General features: G+C 38.7%; 18 protein-coding genes and 1 pseudogene. 12 read left to right on the plus strand and 7 right to left on the minus strand.

All coding sequences use genetic code 11. From position 1 onward, the window contains the following. The first annotated feature begins 117 nt into the window (after positions 1-117). The 3 genes from H7U04_RS05320 (at position 118) to msr(D) (ending at position 3474) form a co-directional block, all read left to right on the plus strand. Positions 118-288 carry a hypothetical protein gene (locus H7U04_RS05320; protein ID WP_000873143.1) on the plus strand — a complete coding sequence of 57 codons (171 nt, stop codon included), beginning with the start codon at positions 118-120 and terminating at the stop codon, positions 286-288. A gap of 385 nt (positions 289-673) precedes the next feature. Beyond that, entirely contained in the window at positions 674-1891 is a 1218-nt protein-coding gene (gene mef(A), locus H7U04_RS05325; RefSeq protein WP_000417519.1) for a macrolide efflux MFS transporter Mef(A), read from the plus strand. 119 nt (positions 1892-2010) lie between these two features. Further along, entirely contained in the window at positions 2011-3474 is a 1464-nt protein-coding gene (gene msr(D) / locus H7U04_RS05330) for an ABC-F type ribosomal protection protein Msr(D) (RefSeq protein WP_000420313.1), read from the plus strand. 117 nt (positions 3475-3591) lie between these two features. On the opposite strand, the gene H7U04_RS05335 is transcribed toward msr(D), so the two are convergent. Genes H7U04_RS05335 through H7U04_RS05350 form a run of 4 tightly spaced genes read right to left on the minus strand, consistent with a single transcriptional unit; the run spans position 3592 to position 4836 of the window. Continuing rightward, the gene (locus H7U04_RS05335) at positions 3592-3891 is read right to left on the minus strand and encodes a DUF5960 family protein (protein WP_001072467.1); all 300 of its coding nucleotides are present in this window, start codon (positions 3889-3891) and stop codon (positions 3592-3594) included. Further along, positions 3878-4246: a hypothetical protein gene (locus tag H7U04_RS05340; RefSeq protein WP_000567222.1), complete on the minus strand. Its 369-nt coding sequence runs from the start codon at positions 4244-4246 to the stop codon at positions 3878-3880. Before H7U04_RS05340 ends, H7U04_RS05335 begins: the two co-directional genes overlap by 14 nt. Positions 4247-4258: 12 nt before the next feature. After that, positions 4259-4594, minus strand: a complete 336-nt coding sequence (locus tag H7U04_RS05345) for a hypothetical protein (RefSeq protein ID WP_000806926.1) — start codon at positions 4592-4594, stop codon at positions 4259-4261. Continuing rightward, positions 4591-4836, minus strand: coding sequence for a hypothetical protein (locus H7U04_RS05350; RefSeq protein WP_001813542.1), 246 nt, complete (start codon positions 4834-4836; stop codon positions 4591-4593). The genes H7U04_RS05345 and H7U04_RS05350 overlap by 4 nt, the downstream gene beginning before the upstream one ends. Positions 4837-5713: 877 nt before the next feature. Between H7U04_RS05350 and H7U04_RS11380 the strand changes: the two are divergent. The 5 genes and pseudogenes from H7U04_RS11380 (at position 5714) to H7U04_RS05380 (ending at position 10436) form a co-directional block, all read left to right on the plus strand. Continuing rightward, a pseudogene (locus H7U04_RS11380) lies at positions 5714-6547 on the plus strand (ZIP family metal transporter). Positions 6548-6561: 14 nt separating this feature from the next. Beyond that, on the plus strand, positions 6562-6924 hold the full coding sequence (locus H7U04_RS05365) for an ArsR/SmtB family transcription factor (RefSeq protein WP_002890511.1): 363 nt from the start codon (positions 6562-6564) through the stop codon (positions 6922-6924). Further along, the gene (locus tag H7U04_RS05370; RefSeq protein WP_201059389.1) at positions 6908-8995 is read left to right on the plus strand and encodes a heavy metal translocating P-type ATPase; all 2088 of its coding nucleotides are present in this window, start codon (positions 6908-6910) and stop codon (positions 8993-8995) included. The genes H7U04_RS05365 and H7U04_RS05370 overlap by 17 nt, the downstream gene beginning before the upstream one ends. Positions 8996-9209: 214 nt before the next feature. Continuing rightward, positions 9210-9983, plus strand: a complete 774-nt coding sequence (locus H7U04_RS05375) for an alpha/beta fold hydrolase (protein WP_002890514.1) — start codon at positions 9210-9212, stop codon at positions 9981-9983. Between the two features lie 12 nt (positions 9984-9995). Next, the gene (locus tag H7U04_RS05380) at positions 9996-10436 is read left to right on the plus strand and encodes a GNAT family N-acetyltransferase (protein ID WP_004182871.1); all 441 of its coding nucleotides are present in this window, start codon (positions 9996-9998) and stop codon (positions 10434-10436) included. Between the two features lie 494 nt (positions 10437-10930). Here the strand turns inward: H7U04_RS05380 and H7U04_RS05385 are convergent, their stop codons facing one another. Together H7U04_RS05385 and H7U04_RS05390 are read right to left on the minus strand one after the other, a co-directional pair. Continuing rightward, positions 10931-12103, minus strand: coding sequence for an MFS transporter (locus H7U04_RS05385; RefSeq protein ID WP_201059391.1), 1173 nt, complete (start codon positions 12101-12103; stop codon positions 10931-10933). A gap of 220 nt (positions 12104-12323) precedes the next feature. Further along, positions 12324-13166 carry a DegV family protein gene (locus H7U04_RS05390; protein ID WP_004182868.1) on the minus strand — a complete coding sequence of 281 codons (843 nt, stop codon included), beginning with the start codon at positions 13164-13166 and terminating at the stop codon, positions 12324-12326. 125 nt (positions 13167-13291) lie between these two features. Here H7U04_RS05390 and H7U04_RS05395 point away from each other — a divergent pair, with 125 nt between their 5' ends. The 4 genes from H7U04_RS05395 (at position 13292) to H7U04_RS05410 (ending at position 16293) form a co-directional block, all read left to right on the plus strand. Then, positions 13292-13861, plus strand: a complete 570-nt coding sequence (locus tag H7U04_RS05395) for a TetR/AcrR family transcriptional regulator (RefSeq protein WP_021144459.1) — start codon at positions 13292-13294, stop codon at positions 13859-13861. A 34-nt stretch (positions 13862-13895) separates the two neighbouring features. Continuing rightward, complete coding sequence (locus H7U04_RS05400; RefSeq protein ID WP_003094690.1) at positions 13896-14531, plus strand: copper homeostasis protein CutC; 636 nt, start codon at positions 13896-13898, stop codon at positions 14529-14531. A gap of 123 nt (positions 14532-14654) precedes the next feature. Further along, positions 14655-14927, plus strand: a complete 273-nt coding sequence (locus H7U04_RS05405; protein WP_003094891.1) for a hypothetical protein — start codon at positions 14655-14657, stop codon at positions 14925-14927. A 118-nt stretch (positions 14928-15045) separates the two neighbouring features. Next, positions 15046-16293 carry a DUF4767 domain-containing protein gene (locus H7U04_RS05410; RefSeq protein ID WP_060972398.1) on the plus strand — a complete coding sequence of 416 codons (1248 nt, stop codon included), beginning with the start codon at positions 15046-15048 and terminating at the stop codon, positions 16291-16293. A gap of 159 nt (positions 16294-16452) precedes the next feature. Here the strand turns inward: H7U04_RS05410 and H7U04_RS05415 are convergent, their stop codons facing one another. Then, positions 16453-18219 carry a DHA2 family efflux MFS transporter permease subunit gene (locus tag H7U04_RS05415; protein WP_110980852.1) on the minus strand — a complete coding sequence of 589 codons (1767 nt, stop codon included), beginning with the start codon at positions 18217-18219 and terminating at the stop codon, positions 16453-16455. Positions 18220-18337 lie beyond the last annotated feature (118 nt).

Consider the following 18337-nt stretch of genomic DNA (forward strand, 5'->3'; position numbering starts at 1 on the left):
ATTTAGGCAACTTCAAATCGATTAAAAAAAACTATTTTAAAGGTTAAGAGTAGACAAAAATTGTCCACTCTTTTTTGCAAACTCAATTTATCAATAAATGAAATGAGGGAATGTAAAATGAAATATTTTGAGGTTGAGTTAGAAAATCCTGATGAATTTTTAAAACTACAAACAGAAGATTTTGTGAAAGCTAATCGCTTGCTACTAAGGAAGATAATCCAGAGCGTTACAGTCTATGAAGAAAACTTCGTCATATCCTTTAAATCTGGCATCGAATTGGAAGTATGAGTCTCATTCCATAACTTTTATATTGAACATATCATCTTGTTGTGTTATACTATAAATTGATATAAACAAAGATGTAGGAGGAACCGAAACTATGACAGCCTCAATGCGTTTAAGATAAGCTGGCAATAAAAAAAGCAGAATCTATACCCGATGATAGGCTTTTTTGTTGTGCTTATTTATACGATATTGAGCATTCATTAGTTACGGTGAGGATATTGGTTATTTAACTATACCTTTATTTAACTATGTCTTTAATATGAATGTTTCCAAATTGTATGTATGCAGACCAAAAGCCACATTGTGGGGTTTGGCCTGCATTTTTTATTGCCTAGAATGCTATTCAAAATAGAAATTCAAGCAAAATAATATGCAGGAGATAATATAAATGGAAAAATACAACAATTGGAAACGAAAATTTTATGCAATATGGGCAGGGCAAGCAGTATCATTAATCACTAGTGCCATCCTGCAAATGGCGATTATTTTTTACCTTACAGAAAAAACAGGATCTGCGATGGTCTTGTCTATGGCTTCATTAGTAGGTTTTTTACCCTATGCGATTTTGGGACCTGCCATTGGTGTGCTAGTGGATCGTCATGATAGGAAGAAGATAATGATTGGTGCCGATTTAATTATCGCAGCAGCTGGTGCAGTGCTTGCTATTGTTGCATTCTGTATGGAGCTACCTGTCTGGATGATTATGATAGTATTGTTTATCCGTAGCATTGGAACAGCTTTTCATACCCCAGCACTCAATGCGGTTACACCACTTTTAGTACCAGAAGAACAGCTAACGAAATGCGCAGGCTATAGTCAGTCTTTGCAGTCTATAAGCTATATTGTTAGTCCGGCAGTTGCAGCACTCTTATACTCCGTTTGGGATTTAAATGCTATTATTGCCATCGACGTATTGGGTGCTGTGATTGCATCTATTACGGTAGCAATTGTACGTATACCTAAGCTGGGTAATCAAGTGCAAAGTTTAGAACCAAATTTCATAAGGGAGATGAAAGAAGGAGTTGTGGTTCTGAGACAAAACAAAGGATTGTTTGCCTTATTACTCTTAGGAACACTATATACTTTTGTTTATATGCCAATCAATGCACTATTTCCTTTAATAAGCATGGAACACTTTAATGGAACACCTGTGCATATTTCTATTACGGAAATTTCCTTTGCATTTGGGATGCTAGCAGGAGGCTTATTATTAGGAAGATTAGGGGGCTTCGAAAAGCATGTATTACTAATAACAAGTTCATTTTTTATAATGGGGACCAGTTTAGCCGTTTCGGGAATACTTCCTCCAAATGGATTTGTAATATTCGTAGTTTGCTGTGCAATAATGGGGCTTTCGGTGCCATTTTATAGCGGTGTGCAAACAGCTCTTTTTCAGGAGAAAATTAAGCCTGAATATTTAGGACGTGTATTTTCTTTGATCGGAAGTATCATGTCACTTGCTATGCCAATTGGGTTAATTCTTTCTGGATTCTTTGCTGATAAAATCGGTGTAAATCATTGGTTTTTACTATCAGGTATTTTAATTATTGGCATTGCTATAGTTTGCCAAATGATAACTGAGGTTAGAAAATTAGATTTAAAATAAACAATATTGGAGGAATATTTATGTATCTTATTTTCATGTAACTCTTCCTGCTAAAATCGCAGGGTTTTCCCTGCATACAAGCAAATGAAAGCATGCGATTATAGACAGGAGGAAATGTTATGGAATTAATATTAAAAGCAAAAGACATTCGTGTGGAATTCAAAGGACGCGATGTTTTAGATATAAATGAATTAGAAGTATATGATTATGACCGTATTGGTTTAGTAGGAGCAAATGGTGCTGGAAAAAGCACTTTACTCAGGGTACTTTTAGGAGAATTAACTCCCCCAGGATGTAAAATGAATCGTCTGGGTGAACTTGCCTATATTCCCCAGTTGGACGAAGTAACTCTGCAGGAGGAAAAAGATTTTGCACTTGTAGGCAAGCTAGGTGTTGAGCAATTAAATATACAGACTATGAGCGGTGGTGAAGAAACAAGGCTTAAAATAGCACAGGCCTTATCGGCACAGGTTCATGGTATTTTAGCGGATGAACCTACGAGCCATTTAGACCGTGAAGGAATTGATTTTCTAATAGGACAGCTAAAATATTTTACAGGTGCACTGTTAGTTATTAGCCATGACCGCTATTTTCTTGATGAAATAGTAGATAAAATATGGGAACTGAAAGATGGCAAAATCACTGAGTATTGGGGAAACTATTCTGATTATCTTCGTCAGAAAGAGGAAGAACGTAAGAGCCAAGCTGCAGAATACGAACAATTTATTGCGGAACGTGCCCGATTGGAAAGGGCTGCGGAGGAAAAGCGAAAACAGGCTCGTAAAATAGAACAGAAGGCAAAAGGTTCTTCAAAGAAAAAAAGTACTGAAGACGGAGGGCGTTTAGCTCATCAAAAATCAATAGGAAGTAAGGAAAAAAAGATGTATAATGCTGCTAAAACCCTAGAGCACAGGATTGCGGCCTTAGGAAAAGTAGAAGCTCCGGAAGGCATTCGCAGAATTCGTTTCAGGCAAAGTAAAGCATTGGAGCTCCATAATCCATACCCTATAGTCGGTGCAGAAATTAATAAAGTATTTGGGGATAAGGCTCTGTTTGAAAATGCATCTTTTCAAATTCCGTTAGGAGCAAAAGTGGCGTTAACTGGTGGTAATGGAATCGGAAAAACAACTTTAATCCAAATGATCTTAAACCATGAAGAAGGAATTTCTATTTCGCCTAAGGCAAAAATAGGTTACTTTGCACAGAATGGTTACAAGTACAACAGTAATCAGAATGTTATGGAGTTTATGCAGAAGGATTGTGACTACAATATATCAGAAATTCGTTCAGTGCTAGCATCTATGGGGTTCAAACAGAACGATATTGGAAAAAGTTTATCTGTTTTAAGCGGTGGAGAAATTATAAAATTGTTGCTTGCTAAAATGCTCATGGGTAGATATAACATCCTAATAATGGATGAACCCAGTAACTTCCTTGACATACCAAGTTTAGAGGCTTTGGAAATACTAATGAAGGAGTACACCGGAACTATCGTGTTTATCACCCACGATAAACGATTACTCGAAAATGTAGCAGATGTAGTTTATGAAATTAGAGATAAGAAAATAAATCTGAAACATTAAATTTAAGGTAGTCGCTGGTCAGTATAGTCTGTTCTGGTTGGCGACTCCATTGTTAAAGAGTATAAAGACTTTAGATTTTATGAATATTAAAAATAGGAACAGTCAATTGAACTGCTCCTATTTTTCTGCTAAATATATTGTAGTTTTCTTATATGTATAATGATAGATTAGCGGATTCTCATCTACGGTACTTACTTCAAATATGAAGAAGTGATCGCGGTTATCTCTGGACTTTTCCTTATTGAGGACAAAGTAATTCTTACGTGAAGTCGCCATTGTTTTTAGGATATCATCAGTTAGGAAGGTCAATGGAATATTCATGTTAGAGTAGCGGTAGAAGTCACGTTCAAAATCTTGGTAGCTCTCGCTATAATAGTCCATTTGTAGGTGATTACGCTGAAACTCAAGCTGATTCATAGAGCACCTCCTCGACAAGTTCAATACTAATAATGTCTTTTAATTTCAAATTGATGTGACCTGTTGTAGTTTTTATCAAAATGAAATCTTTGGTCAGACTTGGTATTGTTCCAGTGTAGGAAACACGCTTGTTTTTTTCAATCACTTGAATGCGTGTGCGTAGCTGCCCGGCGTATACTTGACTGAGGAGTAATAATTTCTTCTCTAGTGATAAGTCAGACATGTACGTTACTTTGTTTGTATCATCAGAGAGTGCTGATGCATGTTCAGATAGGAAAAAGCCCATCCATTTTTGCATCTTTGTATCCTGGTACTCTCTTGCTGATTGAAATGGTAAATATGAACGGTCAATCATATCAAATCCTTTCTATGCAGAGGCAAGGGTATTTTTATCAAATTGAATCGTAAAACCTTGAATTCCCCCACCTGTGTAACATTCTTTAAAGCGATTGATTACCTCAGTATAGATTATCACAGATGAGCTTGTTGGCTTAATGCTAAATGTAAATTCCAATGGTAATCGGTTTTCAGATTTAGCATGTACTAGTCGTATCGATATTTCAGTTGTTTTGAGTTTTCTCTGACGAAGTTTTGAAGTTGCTGTTTCAACGATTCCATGTAAAAATCTTTCAAGCATTTCAATATCATTACATCCTTTGCTACGGATTTCTGAAAATTGTACTGTATTTTTTTCTTGTTTCATTTTAATCCCTCCAATCCACCCGCGGAATGACCACCGATAAGTTTACTGCGTTCAATATTTCTGGAACCTTCAGTTAGGACGGTTCCTTTTTGTATGGCTAAAAAACCAAACTGTTCTCTGACAACATCAATAGCTGTCTGAAGTCTATTATCTTTTTCAATTTGTTCTACATCATCAAAGAGTGATAGTAGAGTATAGCTTTCATCTACGAAGCCACTATAAGATACACCAATTTGTCTCACTGCACCAGAGGTGTATTTTTTCGGAATAATACAAGTACATGACTCACCATTGTTTTGGGGAGATTTGCGGGTTCAATTTTATTCTGAGCATTTATAGATTTTTTCATCTCAGTCCTAGAATAGCCAATATGAATAGAAACGACAGTAGTCAATACTAGGGCTACTGTTCCGTTCCACAGTATCATTTAAAAATCATTTTCACACCCTTTCGTCTATTAGTATAGAAGAAAGCTCTCAGCACACGTGGAGTGTGTAGCTTTGCTCGTAAAAGCCTAGAACCTTTGAACGAAAGGGATAATGAAAAGCCTTGATTGCAAGGCTTTTTGCTTTATGGTGGGGAAGTATTAGAGTAAGTAATTTTTGGAGTGAGTGGAAGTGATAGTTAGGAATTCTCAAATTCTATTTCCATTTACACTGTGGGTACGTTTTTATTTCCATTGACAAGGAGTTTGAGGGAATAGAAACGTACCCACCTATATGAAAAAATCACGAAAGGTTTGATCTATGGAAATCAGTAGAAATTAGGTGATACAATAACACGTTATAAAAACCTTGAAATCAGTATGTTTCAAGGTTTTAAGTACTCTTACGGATAGCATTGGGAACATCTAACTTTCTTGAGGAGTAAAGTTTGTTTCTCAATATAGTAATCGTTAAATTGTGTCGAAGCGTTATATGATATGATAATTCCAAATAGTCCTTTGGGCTTTTTATGGCATTGTGATATTCTCTAAGAACACGAGATTGCTTCAATAATTTACAAAGTTATGGGGATTTCTCATAGCTTTTTTACTTTCTTCCTTGACAATTGAGCGAGTGTTCAACTATAATGATAATAGTTGAGTGGTTGTTCAACTGAATCATCGATTATTGAGGTATGAGATGTAATTTTTCTTCTCTATCACCAGTAATGCAAGCTTTATTAGCTGGCTTATTCAACTGGTTTTGTACCCTTATCGGTGCTAGTTTGGTCTTTTTTGTCAAAACCATTCATCAAAAATTCATGGATATGATGATGGGCTTGGCAGCGGGCATTATGACGGCAGCGGCAGTCTGGCCTTTGCTTGTCCCTTCTTTGGACTATAGCCAGTCAATAGCTACGAACAGATTTTACTGGTTGACGACGGCTGTTGGTTCTATTGTCGGGGGCTTATTTATCCGCTTTATTAATTATTTGGTTCCCGACCTACATTTGAATCATCAGATGAGTGATAAGGAAGGGATTTTGAATCCCAAAAGACCCTTATCAAAGACCATGCTGCTTTATCTGGCGGTAGTGTTTCATAATATACCAGAGGGCTTAGCAGTTGGTGTGGCATTTGCTAGTGTGGCAAATCTCGCAACTAGACTTTCCTTTACGTGAATGAGTGCCCTTGGATTGGCCTTGGGAATTGGCATCCAAAATATTCGAGAAGGCTCTGCCTTGTCCTTGCCACTACGGGTAGAAGGGCGAAGTAGGAAATCAGCTTTCTACTATGGCGCCATGTCAGCGATTGTTGAGTCGATTGCAGCTGTTTTAGGGGCCTATGCTGTTATGTCTATGACCCAGCTACTACCTTATGCTCTCTTATTTGCGGCGGGAGCCATGATTTATGTTGCAGTGGAAGAACTTGTGCCAGGTGCTCAAGAGCACAAGAATACCGATATTGCGACAAGTGGGGTTATGGCCGGATTTCTAATCATGATGTTACTTGATACAACTTTAGTATAGGAGGAATAGAAAATATGTCACAGTGTTTAACAGCTTGTAATCCAGATTTAATTCAAGGGGTCCATGAGACGGAGTTTGATACCGTTACATTGCTAAATATGTCCAATTTTTTTAAGGCGATTTCTGACCCAACTCGTTTGCGGATTTTACAAGCAGTACGGCAAAATCCAATTTGTGTCGGAGACTTAGCGATTGCGTTACAGATGACCAAGTCTGCTATTTCTCACCAACTACGCTATCTGCGGGACTGCCAATTGGTCAAGGGGGAGAAAAAAGGAAGGATGACCTATTATGAACTTGCGGACGATCATGTCGCAGCAGTCTTGTCTTTGACACTGAAACATTTGAAAGAGGAAAAACATGAAGAAAGAGTATGAACTTCGAGGAATTGACTGTGGCAATTGTGCTGCTAAGATTGAACGTGCTGTCAATCAATTGGAGCAGGTAGAATCTGCCACTGTCAATCTGATAGCTCAAAAGCTGATTTTGGAAACAAAAAGCGAAGATGGGATAGATAAGGAAATTATTGACTTGGTGGATGCTATTGAACCTGGAATCGAAGTTATCAGTGAGAAAAAGGAAGAGGCACTTCCAGAAAAACGAGATTGGGCGAAAGAGCTGCTACTTGCTGTTATGATTCTATTTGCCTTCGGCTTTTTCCTGCCAGAGGAGTATTTCTGGATTCGTCTGGTCTATTATCTGACCCTATATATCATTATCGGCCATAAGGTTCTTATCAAGATGGTTCAAAATATTCAACGTGGTAATCTTTTTGATGAAAACTTTTTGATGAGTATCGCGACCTTAGGAGCCTTTCTCTTGGGAGAATTTCCAGAGGCAGTAGCCGTCATGCTTTTTTATCAGATTGGGGAGTATTTCCAAGATAAGGCCACCTCTCAATCTCGTCAGTCCATTGCACGATTGATGGATATTCGGTCGGATAAGGCTTGGAGACTAGAGGGGGGAGAAACCGTTCAAGTAGACCCTGAAACAGTAAGGGTTGCGGACCATATTTTAGTTAAGCCTGGGGAGAAGGTGCCCCTAGATGGTCTGGTCAGAGAAGGTCGTTCTATTCTGGATACGTCAGCCTTGACAGGAGAATCACTGCCTAGGGAAATTGGCGTTGGTGAGGACATTACAAGTGGTGTGATCAATTTGACTAGTCCATTGGTAATTGAAGTGAGTAAGACTTTTTCGCAATCAACGGTCAACAAAATTTTGGAATTAGTTGAAAATGCAAGCAATAAAAAAGCGGAGACGGAACGGATGATCACACGTTTTTCGCGTGTGTATACACCAGTGGTTGTCGGAATCGCTTTTCTGCTTGCAAGCCTGCCTCCCTTGCTTGGTTTAGGGGAGTGGTCGACTTGGCTTTATCGGGCACTTACCTTTTTAGTCATTTCTTGCCCTTGTGCTCTTGCGGTTTCGGTACCAATGAGTTTCTTTGGCGGGCTAGGGGGAGCATCTAAATTAGGTGTCTTAGTGAAAGGTGGGAATTATTTAGAGGCTCTTGCCAAGTTGGATACGGTCGTATTTGATAAGACGGGGACAATTACAAAAGGTATCTTTGCGGTGGATACCGTTGTCAACGCAGAAGGTGTCGAGGATGATATTCTGTACCTCGCTGCCCATCTGGAAAGCTATTCCAATCATCCAATCGCAAACTCTATTCGAACAGCCTATGGACAGGAAGTGGACGAGAATAGGGTGAGTCAGATTACCGAGCTACCAGGGCAGGGCATGTCCGGTAGGGTAGATGGCAGACAGCTCTATCTTGGGAATGCTAGATTAATGGAAGTTCAAGGGATTGCTTATCCAGCTATTGACAGCACAGGAACAGTTCTCTATTTGGCAGAGGACAGTCATTTTCTAGGCTATTTCCTTATCACAGACCAAGTGAAGGAGACGAGCATCGAGGCCTTGAAGGATTTACAGGCAGTCGGAATTAAAAAGACGGTTCTCCTTTCAGGCGATCGCCAGGCAGTGGTTGATGAATTTGCACAGCAATTTGCCTTTAATGATGCATTTGGAGATTGCTTGCCTCAGGATAAGGTGAGTATATTTGAGGAAATTCTGACTCAGTCTCAGCAGGCTGTTGCCTTTGTTGGAGATGGGGTGAATGATGCACCGGTTCTTGCTAGGGCAGATGTTGGTATTGCTATGGGAGGGCTAGGTTCGGACGCAGCCATTGAATCAGCAGATGTTGTACTGATGGATGATGACCTTGGAAAACTTCCTCAAGTCATTCGACTGGCAAAAAAGACAGTCAGAATAGCCCAACAAAACATGACCTTGGCTATTGTAGTTAAACTAATTTTCTTGGTTCTAAGTGGATTGGGAATTTCTAATATGTGGGAGGCCATCTTTGCAGATGTTGGTGTAACGCTACTAGCAGTATGGAATGCATTGAGGGTCTTGAGGATAGATACCTCCACTTTGTCAAAGTAAGTGAACTGATGTTAGTATGACTTTATGGACACGTTTTGGTAGAATAGTATCTAACCAAAGGAGATGTCCAAATGAGCCAAAAATATACCAAAGAGTTCAAGGAAACTAGTGTTCAATTACATGAAGCAGGACACGTGGAGTGTGTAGCTTTGCTTCTACGAGCTGATTAAACAAGGATTTAGCAAGTGAAAGTCCTAAAGTAAGGAGTCTAAACATGAAATTCCATGAATTTGGGGATAAGAATTTGCCTTCTATCTTACTGATACATGGTGGTGGCAGTTCTTGGTGGAATTATCTTCGTCAAGCACGAATCTTGTCAGAAGAATACCGTGTTATTCTACCCACTTTGAATGGCCACGGCGAGGAATATCAACTTGATTATGTTTCTACTGAAGATTCTGCTTTGGAGATTCTAGACTATATCAAAGCAAACTGTGGTGGGAAATTGTTAGCAATCGGTGGTGTTTCACTTGGTGGTCAAATTGCCATGGAGCTTTTGTCTTTAGACAGTGAAATTGCTGAGAAGGCCATCATAGACGGAAGCCTCTGTATTCCTCAACCAAGATTAGCTAAAATCAGCATCTTTCTAGTGTCTCTATTTGGTAAATTGATGTTCAATAAATTCTCTTGTAAACTTCAGTTAAGCATGATGAACAAACTCTATCCTAAACTGGCTTATCCAGAGGAAATAAAAGCTTATTATTTGGAGGATCTGCCAAGGACGCCTGTCAAAACAATGGTGACCATTTACAAAGACTATATGGGGCGTTACAAACTGAAAGATAGGATTTCTGCTAGCAAAGCTCAGGTTTTGTATATCTATGGTGAAAAAGAATTAAACTGTGTGAAAGCATCGGCGAAATTATTTCAGCAGCTACATCCAAATACGATTTTGTATGAAGCAAAGGGCTATCATCATGGCTATTTATCAGCTTATCTGCCTCAAGATTGGGTTGATTTGGTTGAGCCTTTTTTAAAGAAGAAATAAGGAAAAATAAAGATGAATAGAATAGTAGACGATCAGATAACGCTTATTCCTTATTATAGAAATGATGACATCTCCCTTCTTTGGTATCAAGATAGTGAGGTTTGCAAACAAGTAGATAATACTGATCAGATTTACAATCTAACAAAACTTCATAAAATGTATGATTACCTAACTTCACATGGTTCTTGCTATTATATCCAATATGAAGGAGTGTTAGTTGGAGATGTGACACTCCTAGATAACTCGGAACTTTCTATAGTTATCAGCAAAGAGTATCAGAATTTACATATCGGAAGACGATGTGTTTCTGAAATGATACATCTGGCGAAAGAACAAAATATGGTAAAGGTCTCTGCACAAATATATCCTTTTAATACTCAAAGTCAAAGAATGTTTTTGGCTTTGGGATTTCAGAAAGTAGATGAAGAGCGGTATGAATATAAGTTGATATAGAACAGTTGTATATTTCCATATATATTAAGAATGTAATCTGCTGTTTATAAAATAATGTTCATGAAAAAAGAGATAAAGGGTACCTACTGATCCATGGACAAGAGTTTTGTTCAGAAATCTAAAAATGAAGAGAACACCAACAGATGATTTTTTGTTGGTGTTCTCTTTATGTGATTTTACAATTATTCTTTTTTGTTTACAACAAGTTAAACAGACAGTTTGTAGGAGGAATTCAAACTCAAAATTTTGTACAAGTTAATGAAAGCTTTTCCCCATTATAATCTGTCCACGCCATTATCAGTTTTTTGAGTTATCTCATCACGAATAAAAGAAAGATTAAAGTTGTACATGAGTAAAACTCTAATGCTTAGCCCTAGCTACTTTCTAAATGAAAATAGAATAAGCTTTTACTAAATCATTTATTCATTTGCCACACACAAATAACACCCCACAAGCTACAACTTGTGGGGCATTTTCTTATATTATTTTTTCACTTATAAAATAACATCTGTTTTTTCAACTTTATAGAGGGCTATTCCCATGATTAGGGTCAAGATGAGAAGAATTAAAACGGCAGGGGTCCAAGAGTTAAAGAGTTGTTTGCTTGAACCAAACAGGACTGGTCCAAGGGCCGCAAAGATATAGCCTCCAGTTTGGGCTAAACCTGATAGTTGGGCTGTTTTTTCAGGGGTGCTAGCCTTCATTGAAAAGGCAACCATCATGTAAGGGAATAGGACACTAGCAGAACTTCCGATTAAGAGGTTAAGGACTAACCAATACACAAAGCTGTCTGTATTGACTAGGAGCATGGCAACTCCGATGAATCCTGCTAGGACGGTAGTCACTAGCATCAAATGGCGGTTACGATTAGAAAGTTTAGTGATTAGGCTAGGAACAATCATAGAGAATGGAATACTCGTCAGTGTGAAAACGGAAGCTAGAATTCCGGCATTGGCTTCACCGACACCGGCTTGAGTGGCCATGGTTGGAAGCCAACTGATAGTGGTGTAGAAGAAGAGTGACTGTAATCCACCGAAAATCATGATGGCCCAAACTTTGCCGCTCTTATACCAACTGCCTGAATTTTCGTTAGTAGAAGTATCTTGTTCTAAATAATGATTGTGACGGACATTGGGGAGCCAAACCACAAGAGCCAAGGCACAGACTGCTGTCAATACCCAGACCAAACCTTGCCATGAGGTTGCCTTAGTGATTGGAACGGCTACTGATGAAGCCACGGCTGTGGACAAGCCCATGGCTGTAATGTAAAGTGTGGTTAAGAATCCTAACTGATTTGGCTCATTAGCCTGAATTAGGCTTGGGAGAAGGACGTTGATAAAGGCAATTCCAGCTCCGACTAAAAGCGTTCCCACATAAAGAAGAGGGAGATTGACGGTACGCAGAGCAGAACCAAGTGTCATCACAATTAAAACACCGAGGAAGAGTCTTTCGATACCAAAGCGTTTGGCCCAGCTAGCCGCAAAAGGCGAGAATATGGCAAAGGTCAAGAGAGGCAGACTTGTCAAGAGACCGAGTGAACTGACCTCAACACCTAGACCTGAAGCAATGTCTGATAAGACAGTGGACAAGGTTGTGAACGGAGCCCGCAAAACAATCCCTAGAAGAAGGATCCCAGGGATTAGAAAATGTGAATGTTTCTGTTTCATAAAGCATCTCCATGTTTAATAAGGGGATTTTAATTTTTAAGAATATGACACTAATGCGTCACTTCCATCTTACCATAAATGAAGGGGGTGATGAAAGCGATTACGTTGGATTGTCAAGAAAGAATTTTTAGTTTTATAATCCTATTCTGCTGATTATCAAATAGCATAATCTGATTTTTAAAAGACCGAACATGTAGTCCAGCCTCTTTTCAATGTCGTCTTAAATTTCATACCCCATAAGGAGTCCGCCTTCTTCAGCATAAAAGCTACAGAGTCCAGAAGTAGGAAGGACTTCAATGCTTGCTTGGGCAAATTTTTCACGAACCAATTCAGAGAATTGCTCGATAAATTTTTCATTGTTGCGGTGGGCAATCGTAATGTGGCCTCCAGCATAACCAGCCTTGAGGAGTTCATCAAAGGCAGCTTTGATGGCTTTCTTTTGACCTCTGGCTTTTTGAAGCAATTCAAGAGTACCTGTCTTACTAGCTTCACCGACCATACGGATATTGAGGAGTCCAACAACGGTGCCAACTAGTTTACTTAGACGACCATTCTTCACCAAATTATCAACTTTGGCTAAAACAAAGAGCAACTTAGTCTTGGCTTGATAAGCTGTGATGCCATCAACGACTTGATCAAAATCAAGGCCTTCAGCGACTAAGTGATTGAGTTTACGAACGATAAGGTCGACCTCGCCACCAGCTGACAGGCTATCAATCACGTGAATCTTAGTATCAGGATGCTCTTCCAGATAAATTTTCTTAGCGATTTCAGCACTATTGTAGCTACCAGAAAGGGTTCCAGTAATCGTCACGACGACGATATTGTCCGCTCCTTCAAAGGATTTCATATAATCATCAGGACTCGGACAGGCAGACTTAGAAGCAGTCGTAGTCGCATACATTTCCTCCATCATTTGATCAATATTGAGTTGGGCATCATCCCTGTAAATGGTCTCGCCCACTTGGATAGTCAAAGGAACACTGACAAACTCCGTATCTGGTGCCAGATTGTCCAAAGAACGGTAGTCACAGCCTGAATCCGCAATAATTTTCCATTTCATAGGTTACACCTCATATCTGCATAATGTACATTGACAAGTTATTTGTCTTCTTTTACAATTTTATCATGAAGTGCATTGCTATCAAAGCAGATCTCATCAGGTGTGACAGATAGAAAGTGAATGTTATGGCAGAAAGAAAAATCTCAGAGAAATCTTTGGAAAATCTCAAACGATTTAACCAAGAAAACAAAGCAATTACACGAGAATCCATCGAAATTTCTCTCCTGCAATTGTTGGAGAAAAAAGACTTTAAAAAGATTACCATATCGGAACTTGTTGAACGTGCGGGTGTATCTCGTGCTGCCTTTTATCGCAATTATGGTTCTAAGGAAGAGATTTTGAAGTCTATTTTTGAGTCTAGCATTGCAAAGATTACTAAGTCCTTGGACGGCTATAATCTCAAGACTGATCTCTATCAGGTCTGGGTTTATCTCCTTAAGGAAGTCAAAAAAGAAGCCAAAATCATCAGTCTTGCCATTGATTATAATTTTGAGCAGGTATTGACCAAGGCAGTTTATGATTTTTTGGAAAAACGAAATGGTAGCTCATCAAATGGTGCCGGTAGTTACCTCAATTCCTTTTGGAGCTCAGCTATTGTCTCAGTGATTTCCAAATGGGTCAAGGATGGCATGAAGACCCCAGCTGAAAAGATTGCCAAACTTGGTCTCCCGCTTTTTCCACAAAAGAAGAAATAATCCCCTTGCTACTACAACTAATTGGAGGTTCAGTATGCCAATATATGAATTTTGTGCAGAGAATGTGACTTACTTAGAAAAAGCTTTTCAAGCCGGTGCTCAACGCGTGGAGTTGTGTGATAATCTGGCTGTTGGAGGCACGACACCTTCTTATGGTGTCATAAAGGCGGCTGTTGGGTTGGCCAAGGATTATCAGGCTAAGGTGATTGTGATGATTCGTCCACGAGGGGGCGACTTTGTCTATAGCCAGCAGGAATTAGCTATCATGCTAGAAGATATCAAGTGTGCGCGTGAATTGGGTGTTGACGGCTTTGCACTAGGTGCTTTGACTTCAGAAAACCAACTCGATACAGAAGCTCTAAAGACCTTGTTAGATGCTAGTCGAGACCTAGAGGTCACCATGCATATGGCCTTTGACCAAATCCCTAAAGCAGCTCAGTCTAGTGCTATTCAGTGGCTTAAGGACCACGGTGTGACGCGTCTTCTCACCCGTGCTGGAACTCCTGAGACTGCTCTAGACTTACGCTTGAAACGTTATGCAGAATTGGTTCAGCTAGCAGACGGTCAGTTGGATATTTTAGCAGGAGGTGGTATCTCCGTGGCTAATCGTGACCAATTTCTTGCCATACTTGGTCTTGAGCAAGTTCATGGAACACGTGTCGTCTTTTAGATTTACAATGGAACCAGCTTCTTGGCCCGGTTCCTTTTGATTTTTGTGCAATGGGAGGCACTTTGCTTTTCTAGTCATTCTTTGGTAAGCTATTACTATAGCATTAAAAAAATTGGGGGATGTATGTTAGATAATTTGTTAAAAAAGAACCCTATCTTGGGTGTCATTATTTATCCGTTATTAGGGCTAGGAGCTATTTGGCTTGGTCACTATTACTCACAGAGCCTTTCGCTATTGGAAAAAACGGGTGGTCAGATCAAGGTTAATACTTTTGTTTACATTGCCTATCAATTAGGTGGGACCAAACTCGTCATGGGGTTCTTTATTCTTTTAGCGCTTTTCTTTTTCTATCTGGGCTATACTTATCTTAAAAAACTTGGCAATACTCAGAAATAAGAACCAAGTTTATACACAAACTGCGGCTACTTGCTTGCAGTTTTTTCTTTTCTACAAGTCAACTAGAATCCCTAATTTATGCTACAATGAAACTATTACGCTTCAAAAAGGAGATGAGATGAAAGCAGAAGAATGGTTAACCTATTTTATAAAGATTTATGGACGTCGCCCAAAGTTGACAGAGGTCGACGAGGCGATACAAAATGGTAGTCTCTTGGCCAATCGAGTAGAAGTAGAGAGCTTATTGTTAGCATCTAAGAAGAGCTTTTGGCAAACCTTAAGTCAGTATGTTGTGACTCATAAGGTCGTAGCGTCAGTTCTTGCAGTTTCTTGTATGACGCTTCTTGGTGGTAGTGCCATTTTTGCTTGGCATTCCCTTCATTCACAAGCTCAACAAACGTCATCCCTTGCGGTCTCTTCGTCAAGCAGTCAGACTGGTCAAACGTCTTCCTCAGACAAGTCTAAACAATCGAGTTCCAGAGCTTCTGAGTCGTCTTCAAACTCTAGTTCTCAAAGTCAGAATGCCTCATCAGAAGCTAAAACGCCTGCCATGGATGTGGATGCTATTCGAAATGGTGATTTTTCAAGCATCGAAGGTGACTGGGTTTCTGACGGTAGTCATGTTGTGACCATTACCAAGTCAGGGCTCACAAAGTCTGAAGAGACAGGAAGTACTGATGGCAAGACTGTCGTTAAAGATTTCAACGGTCAGCCTATGTTTTATTTTGCGGACAATGGTCCAGGGCATGGGGTCAATCCTTTTGTGCCTGTGCCAGCCAATCAAGCAGCACCGTCTCCGGACAATTCTGTCAAAGACACAGATCGTTTGGTTCAAATTCCAGAGTCTGCTGGGCCAGGGGTGGTTTACACGTCTTATTACAGAGTGAAAAGCAAGAGTCAGTCCAGCCAGACTAGCCCAACCAATACGACAGCCCTTTGGAATAGTGACAAGGCTGCCAAGCTCGCAAGTTACATGGTGGAGTTTGGGCACAAGATGAATCAAGAAAGTTATAGAAGGCTAACACCTAACGGAAGTGACGATTTCTTTGGTGCCATGTCTTTTGCTAAAAATAACCGCATTATTGTAGGTGAAAAGACAGAACAAAATGCCCCAATGACCAACCAACAAAAGGTAGACGTTGCCTTTTCTGACGATGGTACAGGGACAGCCGACTATATCATTTTAGACAGCTACGGGTATTCAGGTTCCGCCATGATTCTCTACCATTTCACCATCCATAAAGGTCAACCAGTGGTCCTAGTTTCCATGCAAAATCAGGGGAATCCTGAGAACATGTATTACATGTACCCTACCAATAATAAGGACATCCAAGAAGCCTTTGCCAATATTGTGAATGACAAGTGATGGTTTGAGAGGTTTGAAAGAAAAATTTTACATCTTAAAAATACAATATAAGTGAACAAAAGATTTTCTATGTTCCAAATCTGTTTACTTACTATTTAAATTATATAAAAGAGCCAGCCTAAAGTTTAGACTGGCTTTTCCTATTATAAAATAACTTAGTTATTCATCTTTTCGCTTTTCTGTCATCAGAGCTAATGGAGTACATATCAATACAATGACTGCTCCTACAATAAATACATTATCAAATGCCCTGCTTAACTGCTCATTTTTTTCTTTAACAATGACTTTAAGAGCAGATGCTAATTCATCCTTTTGAGCTAATAATTTAATCGCTGTACCAACTTTAGCTTGTCCTCCAGATATAGTTTTTAAACTAGTTGATAACTGTGGGACACTTGAGCTAACAGTTTCAACTCCATTGATTAATAACTGATTTGCATCATAAATCTTTCTATAATTACTCCCCTTTTTAGGTTCTGGAAGATTATCTGTTTTTTGAGCAGCTATTTTGATTGCCTCAACCATATTACTTTGTTTGGTTGAAATACTATTATTTTTCTTAGTCGTATCGAAAGTTTTTGAAATTTCCTTCTTAGCAACTTTTTTTACGTCTGTTGATAAAACCCGTTTTTCAATTTGGTTATATGCTGTTTCCTTAATTTGTGTTTTAGCAACATTAACGTTGCTATTTAAAATGGTAACCAAGAGAGCCATACCAATGGCCTGCCCAATATATCTAGAAGCATTAACGATACCTGACCCAATTCCAGACTTATTAATTGGTAAATATTTTACTGATGATGTTAAGGACATTGCCATAAATCCTAGTCCTAAACCAATAACTACATTACAACAAACAATGAAGCTTTGTGAGGTATTATACTGAATAAGACTAAGCATAAATAATCCACTTGCTGTAATAACCAAACCGATACTAATGAGCAATCTTGCACTAATTTTTTGGTACATCTTAGTTGCTAACGGCATACCTACTACGATAGCTAAAGAGGTAGGAATAATAAGATATGCCGAATGCAAAGCAGAATAGTTACGAACATTTTGCAAGAAATAGTTTAAGATCAATGAAGGTACGATAATCGCAAATCCAAAAATCATATAAATAAGACTTGAAGATGTAAATGTACTTTCCTTGAATAAATTTAAGTCAATGATAGGTGATTTTACTCTTCCTTCGGTTAAACAAAGAAAAAAAAGGCCTACAACACTAATAATAAAACTAGCTATGATGGTTTGTGATGCCCAACCATACTCGTGACCTTCTAATAAACCAAATATAAGTCCACCTAAAGTACAAGTAAGAAAAATAATACCTAGCCAGTCAATATTCTTTGAAATTTTTAAATCATATGATTCTTTTGTCCCTACTAGGATCATCAAGAATGCAAAGATAGCGATTGGAACATTAATACCAAAAATCCAATGATATGTTGTCCAATGGACAATTAAACCACCAATTACTGGTCCCCCCGCTGCAGCTAAGGCACTGAAGGTCCCCATAATAGCAGCAATACGGCTGGTATTCTCTTTCCCAAGTAGTTCAATTCCCATGGGGAGAACAATTGGAGTTAATATGGCACCTCCAATTCCTTGGAAGAACCGAAAAATAATTAAGAGTAATAAAGAATCAGCCACCATACATGCGAATGAGAAGATGCCAAATATGACTACACCAATTAGCATAACCAATTTTCTACCGTAGATATCAGCGAGTTTTGAAACAGTAATAATAAATACAGACATTGCTAAAACATAGATTGTTGCTACCCAACTTGTATCAGTCAATCCTGTATGTAAGTCTTCCATAATATTTGGTAGGGCGATATTAACAATCGTGGCATCTAAAGCTCCCATAAAGAGTGCTAAAACTAGACCTATAAATCCTAGAATTTTTCTTGATTTTGTCATAAAATTCTATTCCCTTCATTAATTATTTTGTTAAATGATTAATGATGCATCAATTATCTTCGTGAACATAAAACAGTCTTTTTTAACTTTTATAATTCACATAAAAAGAATATAATAA

The organism is Streptococcus sp. 22.1, assembly GCF_016648645.1.
Classification (GTDB): domain Bacteria; phylum Bacillota; class Bacilli; order Lactobacillales; family Streptococcaceae; genus Streptococcus.

What these genes read in the sequence shown, in the direction of transcription:
- H7U04_RS05385 (WP_201059391.1), bottom strand. Translation starts at nt 12,103, where the DNA reads ATGAAACAGAAACATTCACATTTTCTAATCCCTGGGATCCTTCTTCTA.
- H7U04_RS05415 (WP_110980852.1), bottom strand. Translation starts at nt 18,219, where the DNA reads ATGACAAAATCAAGAAAAATTCTAGGATTTATAGGTCTAGTTTTAGCA.
- H7U04_RS05390 (WP_004182868.1), bottom strand. Translation starts at nt 13,166, where the DNA reads ATGAAATGGAAAATTATTGCGGATTCAGGCTGTGACTACCGTTCTTTG.
- H7U04_RS05345 (WP_000806926.1), bottom strand. Translation starts at nt 4,594, where the DNA reads ATGAAACAAGAAAAAAATACAGTACAATTTTCAGAAATCCGTAGCAAA.
- H7U04_RS05380 (WP_004182871.1), top strand. Translation starts at nt 9,996, where the DNA reads ATGAATAGAATAGTAGACGATCAGATAACGCTTATTCCTTATTATAGA.
- H7U04_RS05410 (WP_060972398.1), top strand. Translation starts at nt 15,046, where the DNA reads ATGAAAGCAGAAGAATGGTTAACCTATTTTATAAAGATTTATGGACGT.
- H7U04_RS05405 (WP_003094891.1), top strand. Translation starts at nt 14,655, where the DNA reads ATGTTAGATAATTTGTTAAAAAAGAACCCTATCTTGGGTGTCATTATT.
- H7U04_RS05395 (WP_021144459.1), top strand. Translation starts at nt 13,292, where the DNA reads ATGGCAGAAAGAAAAATCTCAGAGAAATCTTTGGAAAATCTCAAACGA.
- H7U04_RS05335 (WP_001072467.1), bottom strand. Translation starts at nt 3,891, where the DNA reads ATGAATCAGCTTGAGTTTCAGCGTAATCACCTACAAATGGACTATTAT.
- H7U04_RS05370 (WP_201059389.1), top strand. Translation starts at nt 6,908, where the DNA reads ATGAAGAAAGAGTATGAACTTCGAGGAATTGACTGTGGCAATTGTGCT.
- H7U04_RS05340 (WP_000567222.1), bottom strand. Translation starts at nt 4,246, where the DNA reads ATGATTGACCGTTCATATTTACCATTTCAATCAGCAAGAGAGTACCAG.
- H7U04_RS05400 (WP_003094690.1), top strand. Translation starts at nt 13,896, where the DNA reads ATGCCAATATATGAATTTTGTGCAGAGAATGTGACTTACTTAGAAAAA.
- H7U04_RS05320 (WP_000873143.1), top strand. Translation starts at nt 118, where the DNA reads ATGAAATATTTTGAGGTTGAGTTAGAAAATCCTGATGAATTTTTAAAA.
- H7U04_RS05365 (WP_002890511.1), top strand. Translation starts at nt 6,562, where the DNA reads ATGTCACAGTGTTTAACAGCTTGTAATCCAGATTTAATTCAAGGGGTC.
- H7U04_RS05375 (WP_002890514.1), top strand. Translation starts at nt 9,210, where the DNA reads ATGAAATTCCATGAATTTGGGGATAAGAATTTGCCTTCTATCTTACTG.